Raw genomic sequence first — 11,873 nt, forward strand, 5'->3', positions numbered from 1 at the left:
CCCCGCCACCAGCACCCGCTGGCCCGCAATGCCGCCGTCCGTTAGAAGAGCATGTAGTGCTGTGAGCGCGGGGATTCCCAAGCACGCTCCTGCGTCATCCGAGACGCAGTCAGGTAGTTCAACAGCCTGCCCTTGCGGCAACGTCACGTACTGCGCGGCCGTCCCATTTGGCCGCTTATAGGCCGCATTCCAGGTCCAAACACGTTGTCCGATGCGCTTCGCGTCGACACCCGTGCCGACGGCATCTATCACGCCTGCTCCGTCGCTGTGTGGGACGATACGTGGAAAGGGCATCGTTGAGACGCCGCCGCCGGCGCGCTGCTTGACGTCCGAAGGATTGACACCCGATCGATGGAGCCGAATTCTTACCTCGCCAGGACCAGGTTCGGGATCAGGTAGCTCGCCATATTGCAGCACCTCGCCAGCTTTGCCTGTGCGCTCGTAGAATGCAGCACGCATCTGTCTCTTCCTTCGTTGTCGGTCGCAAAAACCGGGTGCTTTGAAGACTCGGCGGTCGATGTCACGCGACCTGTGCAGTATCCGCGGCCTTAGAATCGGCATCAGGACCGGTCGACGCAGCGGCCCTTCTCGCGCAACTTTTGACAATTCGAACATGAAGTCTGCGGGCCACCGGCCGCGGTCTGCTTGTCGAGCATCTGGATTGAGATTCCTTTAGACCTACGCCGTCTCACTCTTCGTGCCGCGCTCGACTGCTCCAAGAAGTCAGGGCCTGAGTCGTTGCGAAATCGAGATGAACCGCAGTGAAAGCTTCCCACCCAATGCGCACCGGTTTCCTTTGGCTGCGTTACATGCGGCCCTATCATTAATTGGGCCACTAGGCAAGTATAATTCTTGATTGTATGAAAAGCGCCGGTTCGATAAGGGAAATGCCCCACCTAAGGATTCAAGGGACATCGCACTCTCGTGGCATCAGGGTCGATAGTCACCAGGAGGGAAGCGGCTCTCGACGCAGCCGAACTCGACGCGCTGTCTCGAGTCGATCGCTCCCTTCGAGCGCCGACGGGTATCCCGTTTCGGCAATGCCACCAAAGAAAAAGTGCGGCATGGTGCTCAAAGCCAGCGCGCACAAGTTGGACTCGAATGGCGGAGGAAACCAGGACATGCTGAAGCACCATTGCGCATTGGGAACAGCAGCCTCACAAGGAGTTGGCGGGGCGGTCGCGGACCGTCTTGCTCGCGCCGGGGAAGCAGTGGTAGTGCACCGCATCGAGCCGCTTGAGCGCGGTCAACGGATCGCCGAAGATGTCTCGCAGCAAGCCGGTACAAGGACGGCCCACATAAGGGCTGATCTTGCTGACGCCGCAGCTGCATTAGACCTCGTAAGCGAAGCGTCCGCCCTGCTCGCAGCTCCGGATATTCTCGTCGACAAATACCGGCATCCAGCTCACCATTGCGTCGGTTCACGGCTTAGTCGCCTCCCTCAACAAGACGGCCTATCTTGCAGCGAAGCACGGCCTGGTCGGCATATCAAAGGGAGTCGCGCTCGAGACAGCCAGGCAGGGGATTACGGTCAACAGCATTTGCCCGGGGTGGACTGACACGCAATCATTCAGCCCCAGCGCGAAGCGCGTGCCGCTCAGTTCGGCGGCGCCCATGACCCCGGCCTTCGCGATTTGCTGAAGCAAAAACGACCCGACCTGATGCTGTTGCCGCCGGAGCGGAGAGGTGATGTTGCCGTATTCCTCTGTTCGGACGCAGCGGCAGGGATCACCGGCATACCGCTGCCTGTCGACGGCGGCTAAACTGGTCGGTAACCCAATTCCGGAAAGGCGCGAGGACTCTGAGGTACATGCCAAAGAGCTCAGTGGTTGCGAAACATACCGTCGGGATCTTTGCCCAACACCGGAGTTTTGATCACAATGGGACGCGTCGTTGAGCAAGTGGTTCATGGACCATCACTTGGCAAGCTCAAGAACAAGGCTGGCACTATCGAAGTTGTGTCGCGCTCATTCGAGGTATTGCGCTGTTTTGACGGGCTCGCGGTTGGTCTTGGCAATGGAGATCTGTCGGCGCGCTGCGGCTTGCCCCGATCCACGGTGTCGCGCTTAACGCAGACGCTAACTAGGATGGGTTTGCTCGTACATGTCCGCGAGGAACAGAAATATCGGATCGGACCAGGCGCCGTGGGTATGTGTCTTGCAATGACAAGAAGTCCGGCACGTGACGGACAAATCCGTTCAATCCTGAGCGGCATTACGGCTAGAGTGCCCGGTGTGATCGCCCTGGGCATTCCCGATCGTCTCGACATAACCTTCATCGAGGTGGCCACGGCCGCTACTCAATCTAGCTCCCGAGCCGGAAGAGGCAATCGAGTTCCCATGACGAGATCGGCCGCAGGTCACGCCTACGCTGCGGTCATTGATGCTTCCGAGGCCGATGACCTCCTGCTCTTGATTGATCGATGCGCTCCCAAGGAGGCCGAACGACTGCAATCGCGGCTCCAGCAAAACCGGCTTGCGCTGAGGGAGCGAGGGTACGTCATCGCCTGCGGTCTCTTTAGAGCCCATTTGAACGCAATCGCGGTTCCTTTCTGGTCGTCTTTGTACAACAGTTTTCTCGTTCTCACGATGACCGTGCTCGCAAAAAACTACGCGGAGCAACGCATGCGAGACGAAATTGCACCGTTGATAGTTGAATCAGCTGCAGAAATGGAACGCTTACTTAACCCCTTCGATGTTTCCACGAACTGCGCCCCCAAAGCGGCTCGTGAGATCCAGCTCTGACAACAGGCGCCTCTAATGACGAGCTAGCCACCTGAGATTTGGCTTCCACGCCGGGTTCGGCAGCCCGCCGGCCGTCGCGACCTCAGGCCGCTGGATCGCCAACGCATTTTGCTGTCGAAGTGCCGGAGGCGCGGCCGGGCGCCGCGTCTCAACAACGTGTCAGGCGCCGGATCACTCGGGAGCTTCTTGCCTGGCGTAAGCTTTACAGGTGCCGAAGCGCTACCGCATCTGAAGACGCGGCCCGGTGACAATCTGCTGGTTCACAAAACGCTCGATCTTGCGTTTCCCGGCGATGTCATCGTTGTCGATGCCGGCGGCGACCTGACCAATTCGATCTTCGGCGACTGATGGCTGCTTACGATACGGCCGTGGCATCGCCGGGGGCGTGATCAACGCGGCGATCCGCGATTCCGAACCGATCGGGCAGGCGCAATTCCCCGTGCATGCCGCTGGGGTCACAGATTGGGGCGCCTGCGCAGCGGTCCTGGTGGGATCGGCTGCACGATTGCCATCGATAACATGGTGAGCCGGGCGACCTCATCGTGGGCAATGCCGACGGATTGGTCTGTATCCCCTCGGGCTCGCCGAGAGCCTGCTTTCGACCGTCGAAGCCAAGAGGCGGGAGATTTCGCGCGATATCCGGTCGGGGCAAAGGCTGGAACAGGAACTGGGTCGACGAGACGCTCAAAGAGCTCGACTGCGAAGTCTAAGCGCGCCGGTAGATGTACACGGACGAGGGTAACCGACGGCTGCGGCTATTGCTGCGTGGCAGTCAGCGGTCCTCGAGGCGCGCCCGGCTTGAGTGTAGCCTTTGCCTGGCCAGATGTGTAAAGAACTCGGGATTCCCAGGTCAAAGGCCACGAATGACTGACCGCGCCCGAACCATCTATCTGATAAAACTCCTGGAGACAGAGACTCGCCTCATGATGGATTCGATCCTCCGAATCCACGGCTTCACGACGACCCAATACACTGCGATGAGCATCATCGAAAACGCTCGGAGTCCGCATTCTTCGGCTAGCCTGGCTCGGCGCTTGAGAATTACACCGCAATCGGCGAACGAGACCGTGGCGTCCCTGTATGACAGGAAGCTGATTCTGAAAAAGCCGGATCCAGATGTGCCACGGGCCAAGTTGATCATGCTCTCGGCCAAGGGCCGGGCAGCGCTGGCCGAGTTGGATCGAGAGGTCGATAAGGCGGAGGCGAAGATGCTTGCAGTGTTGTCAGATGACGAGCTCAAGACTTTTAGGCAGCAGTTGCGCCGTATCGTAAGCGGCAGTCGAGCAGCTGCAGTTGAGGACCGTGAGCGCACAGATACGGCGAGCGGCGATATCGCCTAGGATCACACCGACCCCGGAATTCTGCAGCTCGAAATCCGCCAAACTCGTCAAGTCTCTATACGTTCACGATGTGCAGCCTATTCGCTGACCGCACCATCGAAGAGGTCCCAATCCTTGCCACTGAATGTCTGGATATACAGGGTGCGGATCGGCGAATAGTCAGTCGGGGTCATCGCGAAGGCAACGCCCGGCAGAAAGGCTGGAGCCACGGCCCCCTTCAGGGTCGTTGCCTGCTTGAGCAGATTTTCGCGCGTCAGCTCGTCGCCGCAGTTCTCCAGAATGCGCCGAAGGACCACGGCCTGTGACCATGCGGCGAAAGCATAGAAATTGTCGGCAGCAACGTTCGGGAGGTACTTTGCACGGAACTCCTGAAACTCCTTCACGGCCGGGTCATCGGACCATCTCGGAGCACTGAGATCCTTCGAATACACGGCCGCGACGATCCCCTTCGACGCTTCGGTGCCGGCGGCCTGCAGAACCGGCAACGACGCCGAAACGCTGGCGAGAACATGGAGCGGCTTCCATCCAAGCTCTGCCGCCTTCTTGATCGCCTGCGAGGTCGCTTTGCCCAAAGAAACATCCAAAAACGTGTCTGCGCCCGACTGCGAAAGTCTCACAATCTGCGCATCGATGGACGGCTCGGTCAGATCATAGGACAGCTCTGCAACGACGCTTGCCCCGCTTTGACTCGCCAGCAGCACGTCCTTGAAAGATTTTGCGAAGTCCCGGCCAAAGTCGTCATTTTGATAGAGGATTGCAACCTTCGCACTGGGCTTCACCTGGAGAACGTATTTTGCGTCGATGCGCGCTTCCGTCGTGTAGAGAGGAAGCCCAGGCGTGGTCCAGGGGAACTCCTTCGGATTATTCCATCTGCTCGCTCCGGTGTTCAGCAAGATCTGCGGGATGTGCTTCGCGTTCAGGTACTTTTGGACTGCGAGCTGGGTCGCGGTGCCGAGAGACCCTGCAAAACCGAGCACCTCTTCCTGCTCCACGAGTCTTCGCGTCGCCTCCACGGTTTTCGGCGGGCTGAACGCATCATCCTCGGAGAAGAAGCTGATCTTCCGGCCGTTGATGCCTCCCTTCTCGTTCACCATGCGAAAGTAGGCTTCGTAGGTCCGGCCAATGATGCCGTTGATCGAGGCGGGACCGGAATGTGGCATCGTCTGACCGATCTTGATCTCGGTGTCGCTCGCACCGGGGTCATACGTCTTCGGGCCAGCTATTGCGCACGAGCTCCCCGCTCCAATCGCGATGAATAAGGCAAGCCATGTCCGTTTGCTCATTGATCTCTCCCTCCCCGTTTTTTTGCCCTTGAACATGGATAAGCGTGCTCGGCCCTTCGCCCATCGAGCCTGGTCTCAGTTGCCGGGCCTCTGATCGAGGAGGTGCCCGCCACTGGAAGCGAGCCGCTTCAAGAGGCCCGCAGGCCTGAAAGCTTCACCGCGCTCGTTGTGAAGGGCGCTAAGCCGGTCGTAGATCAATGCCGGTCCAACCCGGTCGGCCCAGTACACCGGTCCGCCCTTCCAGGTCGGCCAGCCGTAGCCGTTCTGCCAAACAACATCGATGTCGCTGGGGCGAATGACCACGCCTTCTTCGATCAACTTCGCGGCTTCATTGATCATCGGGAGAATGAGACGATCTCTCAGCTGCGCGTCTGAAAAGTTTCGTCGCTCGATTCCGTGGTGCCTTGATGCGGCTTCGAAGACCTCGATGCCTTCCTGGTCGAGCCGCGGTGCTCTGCTCGACGGATCATACGCGTAATAGCCCTTGCCCGTTTTCTGGCCCAGCCTGCCAAGCTCGAACAACCGGTCGATGATGAAGTCCCTGCCGCCAGTTGCCTGACGGAAGCGGTAATTGAGTTCAATGCCGCCGGCCATGTCCTGAAGCTCAAAGGTGCCCATCGGAAGCCCAAACTCGCGGAGCACCCGGTCGATCTGATCGGGAAGCGCGCCGTGCAGTAGCAATTCGCCGGCCTGCCGTTCCCGGGCGATCATCAGACGGTTGCCGACGAAGCCGTCGCAGATTCCGACCAGTACCGGTACTTTTCCGAGCCGCTTGCCCAAGGCCATCGCGCGCATGATCGTGCGGCCGCCCGTTCTTGGCCCTCTGACGACCTCGAGCAGCTTCATCACGTGGGCCGGGCTGAAGAAATGCAGACCGATCACGTCGCCCGGCCGTTTCGTGGACCCGGCGATTTCGTCGACATTGAGGGTCGAGGTATTCGTCGCAAGCGCTGCGCCCGGCGCACAGTAGCGATCGAGTTCGCCGAAGATCTGCTTCTTGAGAGCCATTTGTTCGTAGACGGCTTCGATGACCAAATCCGCGGCACCGACGGCGCTGATCTGCGTCTCGCATCTCAGCGCGGCCATGCACCCAGAGACTTGCTCTCGGGTCATGCGACCGCGCGACACGGACGTCTCGAACACCTTGGCGATCTGGGCGCTGGCTTTCTCCAAGGCGCCCGCATTCGCATCGATGAGCAGGACTGAGATCCCGGCCTGCAGCAATGCAATGGAAATGCCGCTGCCCATGGTGCCGGCTCCGATGACGGCCGCGCACTGGACGTCCGGAGCGGCTTCGTCCGACGGCAATCCGGGAACGATCGAGGACTCTCCCAAAGCAGCCCGCGCGTATGTCCGGGCCGCTTGGGCGGCTTCGGTGGTAAACGTCAAAGCCGCAGTCCCGTCCGCCTGCTGGAAGAAAACCTCGACCGGATCTCCGATTTTGAGGTCGAAGACGTCGCAGTCGAGCAGCGCCGTCGGAACGCGCGGCCCTTCTTCCAATTCCACGATCACAGCCGCCGTCGGGCGCTTTGCGTTGCGAACGATGGAGAACGAATAGATCCGGCCTCGACCGCTCGAGCACTTCAGCTCAGTCGATGCGCTGCCGCACAACGGGCAGAGCGGCCGGGGATAGAAGTAAGCCTTGCCGCAGGAGCGGCATCTGCCGACAGCCAACTTGCCCTCTGAAGCCGCCTGCCAGTAAGGGTCCAACCCGTCCAGAACGGGAGCGATCATCTGCGACACTTGCTCACTCCGCTGCGAGAATTGCGGTCCCAGCGACATGCTGGCCGGCCATTGCGCCGCCCGTGCCATGCGCAAGCACCCAGTCGTGATTCTTGACCTGAACGGCGGGATGCGCCTCACCGCGGCACTGGCGCACGGCCTCCAGCAGCTTGGTCATTCCGCCCTTGTTGCCGGGATGATTGCTGCAGAGGCCCCCGCCGTCGGTATTGAAGGGCAGCCGCCCGACGCCGGAGATCAGATTGCCATCGGCAACGAATTTTCCGCCCTCGCCTTTCCTGCAAAACCCCAGGTCTTCCAGCTGCACGACGACCGTTATCGTGAAGCTGTCGTAGAGGGACGCATAGCCGATATCTGCGGGCGACACGCCGGCTTGTTCGAAAGCCGCCCTGCCCGACTCCACGCCCGCCGAGGCAACGATGTCAAACCAACCGCCATTGGTATGCTTCAAGGACTCGCTGGCGCCGGCCACGCGCACGCGTGGTCTCTTCAGCGACTCGGCTATTTCCTTGCGAGCCACCACGATCGCACCGCCGCCGTCAGTCATGACGCAGCAATCCATCCGGTGCAAGGGATCTGCGACCATCGGCGAGTTCAGCACGTCCTCCACGGTCACAACCTTCCGCAGCAGCGCATGCTCGTTGTGTTGGGCATGATGGGAGGCGGCAACCTTCACCCAGGCAAGCTGCTCCGGGGTCGTGCCGAATTCATGCATGTGCCGCCTGGCAACCATCGCGTAGCCGTACACTGGAGGCATCGGTACCGGCGGTAGGAATGGCAAGGCTGGCATCGACTTGAAATCAACGCCTGCCAAGCCTGTCCCGCTGGCGGCCGCCAGCGGGCGATCGGCGAGGGTTATCAGGGCTACGTTGCATCGCCCCTGCGCGATTGCCTGCATCGCGTGGTGAAGGTGCAGAATGTACGACGAGCCTCCCGTTTCCGTGCTGTCGAGATATCGGAGTTTTCTGAGGCCGATATATTCGGCGACCGACATGGGCCCGAGGCCGGGGGCGTCGGCGCCGCAGAAGTACCCGTCGATGTCATCGAGGGACAGTCCAGCATCGGCAAGGGCGCCCAAAGCGACATCGGCGTGCAGCTTCGCTGAGGAAATGCCGTCTGCGCGGCGAGTGGGATGTTCATAAGCGCCAATGATGTAGCTCCCGTGCCGATTGGTCATGACTCACCAAGTTCTTGCAATGAGGGTTGGGCTGCACCCGTCGCATTCGGCTCACGCTTTCTGTCAAGAAACTCGCGTATCCGGTCGCGGCTCTTCAGCGCAGAGCCGGTCATCAGGGCTGTCATCGTCTCGGCGAAAAGTCCCTCCGCGGCAGACATCTCGCTGATGCGGGCGATCCCGTTGATGATGGCATAGTTGGAGGTCGGCAGATTGGCGGCCACGGCCTTGGCGAGTTCGAGCGCACAGTCCAGCCCCCTGCCGGCAGGAGCGGTTCGGTGGCCAAGACCAAGTCGAATCCCCTCGTCCGCGTCGAAACGTCGGCCGGTCAGCATCATTTCCACGACACGCCCAGTCCCGATAATCCGGGGAATCCGAACCGAGCCGCCGCCGCCGAGGAAGATGCCGCGCTGCCCTTCCGGCAGCTGGAAGAAGGTGGAAGGCTCGCAGATACGAATATGAGTGGCTGCTGCGAGCTCCAGTCCGCCTCCGATCACTCCTCCTTTAAGGCAACTGATGACGGGGACGTCGCCATATTGAATGAGATCGAAGGTACGGTGCCAGCCGCGCGAATGACGGATGACTTGTTCAGGCGTGCGGTTCTTGCTGATCAGCTCCGCGAGATCGAGCCCGGCGCAGAAGTGCTCGCCTGCACCCTGCAGGATCACCACGGCGGCGTGCTCCGGCGGCGAGGCAAAGAATTCTGACAGCGCGTCAATCGTCTGGTCGTTGAGGGCGTTGCGCTTGTCGGGACGATTCAGCGTCAGAATTGCGATGTTATCGCGATACTCGATCTCAAGGGGATTCATAGATGATAGCATTGGCTGTCCTAGTCGACCCGGATGACGCTCGCGTCGGGATGATCGGAATACAGGCGGGCTACGGCGGCGGCGCGGTTCGAATGGACCGCTTTCGGGTTGATGTTACCTTTGGCCGTGACCTCCCCACGATCGAAGGACGGCGGCTCGGCCAGAAGGAGAGCTCGCCTGACATGCATGCTGGTCGCGCCATGTGTCTTGTTGAACTCAATGAGCGCGTCTCGAATTGCGGATTGCATGACGGGCGATTGGACGATCTCCTCTGCCGAGACTCCCGGCGGCTCAATAAACTGGCGACACGACGCCAGATTTGGCCAGGCAAGGAGGCCAACGAACGCCTGGTCGGCGCCTGTGATCACAAGTTCGCAGACGAGCGGCGACAGAGCTTCGAGCAAGCTAGCGCGAAGCTTTTCCGCGTGTACGAATATTCCGCTCAAAAGCTTGAAGTCTTCGGTCAGCCGACCCGCAAACAGAAAGCCAGCCTTGGGATCGCTTTCGTCCACAAAAGTGGCCGCATCCCCCATTTTGTAAAAGCCTTCGTCGTCGAAAGCGGCTCGGGTTGCTTCTTCGTTTCCGAGATAGCCCGGCGTCACGGCGATGCTGCGCGTGCGCACCTCATAACGGCCCTCGCCTGCAGGTACGAGCTTGAGCTCGACGCCGGGATGCGGCAGACCGATCAACCCGACGCGATCCGTCGGCCAGTAGACATAAGTCGTGGCCGCAGCCGTTTCCGTCGCCCCATAGCCCGATGTGAACGGGATCTTGCGTCCCGTGTGCCGCACTGCCAGGCGCTGGATACGCGTGTATAATTCGTCTGGCAAACGCGCTCCCGCATAACCAAACAGGGTCATTCGAGAGAAAAATTTGGAAGCGAGATCCGGATCGTCCTCCAGCGCTTCCGCCAGCATCGCGTAGCCGATCGGAACGTTGCTGAAGACCGTGGGCGCAATTTCGCGAAGGTTACGGATCGTTTCCTTGAACTCAGTCGGCGTTGGCCGACCGTCGTCAATGTAGAGTGATCCTCCAGCCGCGATGACGAGATTGAACTGGGCACTTCCGCCCATCACGTGGCTCCAGGGCAGCCAGTCGAGCACCAACTGGCGCTGGCGGCCCTGATCGTTGACCAGCTGCGTGAACATCGAGATCGCTGCGCACATCATCTGCTGCGTCGTGATGACCGCCTTTGGCGACCCCGTTGAACCGGACGTAAAAAGGTACTTTCCGTGTGTTTCGGAGGTTATTGCGCCGATCTCCAGCTCCATCCGCACGCGAACAGGCGTGCGCAGGAAGTCGTCCAGCAGGTAGTGGGTCTCGTGGTTAGGCTCGCCAGCCGTCAGCACCCGCGCATTGAATCCCGGCATGCTGCGCAGGGCGCGCAGCGCACGTTCGAACCGCTCCCCACTTTGAACGAAGATCAAGCCGGGCTTTAGCACCCGGGCCATCTCCTTGAGTTTCGCGTGGTCTTGGCTCGCCAAAGAGTAAGCCGGCGTGATCGGTGCAATCGGCATACGGGCCTGCATCGCGGCCAATGAGAGGGCGGCGAGCTCCAGCGAGTTGCCGCTCAAGGCCATGATCGTGCGACCTCTCATATCCAGATCAATCAGCGCCTGCGTGAGCGCGTCGATCTGCTTCAATCCGTCTCCGTACGTGACGACTTTCCAGGCACGGTCGACGCCGCGGCGTTGAGCCAACCATACCTTGTCGATGTAGCGGCTCGCGGTCTCCCTGAACATGGCCGGCACGCTGCTTGGAATCGGCCCAAGAGGCGTCAGATTTCTTACGATGAGCGCGCCGTCGGTCCTTTGGACCAGATCGACCTCGCGCGGCAGAAATGGCACGGCGAGGAATTCATCGGCGGCCATCATCGGAGTACGATCGAGTGGACGCCGGCAGATCCCTGCTCGCGATACGTCGAATAGACAGAGAGACAGGAGGCGGAGTCCACATGTTTCGCTCGAGAAAGCGATCTCATTTCCGACTCCTCCCAGTATCTTCTTATATCAGGACGCCTGCGATCAATATCGCAGGCTTCCTGCGATTGTCAAGATCGGGGCGCGAACTGAGACTGCGGTCTCGCTATGACACAGACTCAATGCCAGCAAGAGCCGCGATGTCGCATGCCATATGCATCTGAATACAGCCGCCGCCGCCGGTTTACCGAACAACTCACAAGCTGGAGCTGAGCTGGCGACACGAGGGAGGGTGCTGCGATTAACGGTGGCCAGCTTCCTTGCGCCGAACGACAGTTGATCGCTTACAAACGAGCGATTCGGTCGCGCGGGTTCGGCGGCGCTTGCGAAACCGGCGGTAGGTGGTCGTGAATCAGTGCCCACGGGCTGGGCATCTTTCCGACCGGCACGACGATGAGCGCCGGCCCTCCTCTCGCCTTCGCAGCGATAAGCTCCTGGCCCAAGACTTCCGAACTATCCGCCCTCGCGGCGGGAATGCCGTAAGCTTTCGCCAGGATTTCATAATCCGGATTTGGGAGCTTCATTTGCGGGGCGGACCAGTCGTGTATGGGGCTCTGATGGCCGGCTTCGGTGGTGGCGCTCTTTTGACCGGCCTTTCGTCAGGGTTCCTGCGACAGGTTCTATCTGCGGAAAGCCTGCTGAAATTGGCATGCTTTGCTTGTGCGGCATGTTCGGCCTGTCAATCGGCGTTCGACTGGGACCCCCTATCGGCATCCAAAAGGGACCCCTTTGATCGGCGTGCTCTGCTGGTAGCGCTCGGGTCGTCGGAGCTGGTCGGGGTTGCGGAGACGGCGCGAGCGCGGG

At 60.4% G+C, this 11,873-nt stretch carries 12 protein-coding genes and 1 pseudogene; 6 read left to right on the forward strand and 7 right to left on the reverse strand.

Going from position 1 to position 11,873, the window contains the following annotated elements; translation table 11 throughout:
- Positions 1 to 459 (reverse strand): alcohol dehydrogenase catalytic domain-containing protein (locus QCM77_RS44410; protein ID WP_280096957.1); only part of this gene is annotated, 459 nt, incomplete at its 3' end.
- A gap of 662 nt (positions 460 to 1,121) precedes the next feature.
- Here QCM77_RS44410 and QCM77_RS44415 point away from each other — a divergent pair.
- The 5 genes and pseudogenes from QCM77_RS44415 (at position 1,122) to QCM77_RS44435 (ending at position 4,084) form a co-directional block, all read left to right on the forward strand.
- A pseudogene (locus QCM77_RS44415) lies at positions 1,122 to 1,641 on the forward strand (SDR family NAD(P)-dependent oxidoreductase).
- A complete protein-coding gene (locus QCM77_RS44420; RefSeq protein WP_462804414.1) occupies positions 1,569 to 1,763 on the forward strand; it encodes an SDR family oxidoreductase in 195 nt (64 codons plus the stop codon). Before QCM77_RS44415 ends, QCM77_RS44420 begins: the two are co-directional and overlap by 73 nt.
- A 117-nt stretch (positions 1,764 to 1,880) precedes the next feature.
- Positions 1,881 to 2,744 carry an IclR family transcriptional regulator gene (locus QCM77_RS44425; RefSeq protein ID WP_280096958.1) on the forward strand — a complete coding sequence of 288 codons (864 nt, stop codon included), beginning with the start codon at positions 1,881 to 1,883 and terminating at the stop codon, positions 2,742 to 2,744.
- A gap of 186 nt (positions 2,745 to 2,930) precedes the next feature.
- On the forward strand, positions 2,931 to 3,092 hold the full coding sequence (locus tag QCM77_RS44430; protein WP_280096959.1) for an RraA family protein: 162 nt from the start codon (positions 2,931 to 2,933) through the stop codon (positions 3,090 to 3,092).
- A 575-nt stretch (positions 3,093 to 3,667) separates the two neighbouring features.
- Entirely contained in the window at positions 3,668 to 4,084 is a 417-nt protein-coding gene (locus QCM77_RS44435; RefSeq protein WP_280096960.1) for a MarR family winged helix-turn-helix transcriptional regulator, read from the forward strand.
- A 77-nt stretch (positions 4,085 to 4,161) separates the two neighbouring features.
- Here the strand turns inward: QCM77_RS44435 and QCM77_RS44440 are convergent, their stop codons facing one another.
- The 6 genes from QCM77_RS44440 to QCM77_RS44465 form a co-directional block, all read right to left on the reverse strand.
- Positions 4,162 to 5,367 carry an ABC transporter substrate-binding protein gene (locus QCM77_RS44440; RefSeq protein ID WP_280096961.1) on the reverse strand — a complete coding sequence of 402 codons (1,206 nt, stop codon included), beginning with the start codon at positions 5,365 to 5,367 and terminating at the stop codon, positions 4,162 to 4,164.
- A 75-nt stretch (positions 5,368 to 5,442) separates the two neighbouring features.
- Positions 5,443 to 7,101, reverse strand: a complete 1,659-nt coding sequence (locus tag QCM77_RS44445; protein ID WP_280096965.1) for a 3-hydroxyacyl-CoA dehydrogenase NAD-binding domain-containing protein — start codon at positions 7,099 to 7,101, stop codon at positions 5,443 to 5,445.
- 13 nt (positions 7,102 to 7,114) lie between these two features.
- Complete coding sequence (locus QCM77_RS44450; protein ID WP_280096962.1) at positions 7,115 to 8,284, reverse strand: thiolase family protein; 1,170 nt, start codon at positions 8,282 to 8,284, stop codon at positions 7,115 to 7,117.
- The gene (locus QCM77_RS44455) at positions 8,281 to 9,090 is read right to left on the reverse strand and encodes a crotonase/enoyl-CoA hydratase family protein (protein ID WP_280096963.1); all 810 of its coding nucleotides are present in this window, start codon (positions 9,088 to 9,090) and stop codon (positions 8,281 to 8,283) included. Before QCM77_RS44455 ends, QCM77_RS44450 begins: the two co-directional genes overlap by 4 nt.
- Positions 9,091 to 9,110: 20 nt before the next feature.
- Positions 9,111 to 10,964 carry an AMP-binding protein gene (locus tag QCM77_RS44460; RefSeq protein WP_280096964.1) on the reverse strand — a complete coding sequence of 618 codons (1,854 nt, stop codon included), beginning with the start codon at positions 10,962 to 10,964 and terminating at the stop codon, positions 9,111 to 9,113.
- Positions 10,965 to 11,353: 389 nt separating this feature from the next.
- Complete coding sequence (locus tag QCM77_RS44465) at positions 11,354 to 11,593, reverse strand: hypothetical protein (RefSeq protein WP_462804412.1); 240 nt, start codon at positions 11,591 to 11,593, stop codon at positions 11,354 to 11,356.
- Here QCM77_RS44465 and QCM77_RS44470 point away from each other — a divergent pair.
- A partial coding sequence (locus QCM77_RS44470) for an MFS transporter (protein WP_462804413.1) occupies positions 11,594 to 11,873 on the forward strand: 280 nt, incomplete at its 3' end.

It is taken from the genome of Bradyrhizobium nivariense, from assembly GCF_029846695.2.
In the GTDB taxonomy this organism is placed as follows: Bacteria; Pseudomonadota; Alphaproteobacteria; order Rhizobiales; family Xanthobacteraceae; genus Bradyrhizobium.

Coding starts and splice junctions, on each gene's coding strand:
- QCM77_RS44450 (WP_280096962.1), bottom strand. CDS start 8,284: ATGACCAATCGGCACGGGAGCTACATCATTGGCGCTTATGAACATCCC.
- QCM77_RS44465 (WP_462804412.1), bottom strand. CDS start 11,593: ATGAAGCTCCCAAATCCGGATTATGAAATCCTGGCGAAAGCTTACGGC.
- QCM77_RS44460 (WP_280096964.1), bottom strand. CDS start 10,964: ATGATGGCCGCCGATGAATTCCTCGCCGTGCCATTTCTGCCGCGCGAG.
- QCM77_RS44440 (WP_280096961.1), bottom strand. CDS start 5,367: ATGAGCAAACGGACATGGCTTGCCTTATTCATCGCGATTGGAGCGGGG.
- QCM77_RS44425 (WP_280096958.1), top strand. CDS start 1,881: ATGGGACGCGTCGTTGAGCAAGTGGTTCATGGACCATCACTTGGCAAG.
- QCM77_RS44445 (WP_280096965.1), bottom strand. CDS start 7,101: ATGATCGCTCCCGTTCTGGACGGGTTGGACCCTTACTGGCAGGCGGCT.
- QCM77_RS44455 (WP_280096963.1), bottom strand. CDS start 9,090: ATGAATCCCCTTGAGATCGAGTATCGCGATAACATCGCAATTCTGACG.
- QCM77_RS44435 (WP_280096960.1), top strand. CDS start 3,668: ATGATGGATTCGATCCTCCGAATCCACGGCTTCACGACGACCCAATAC.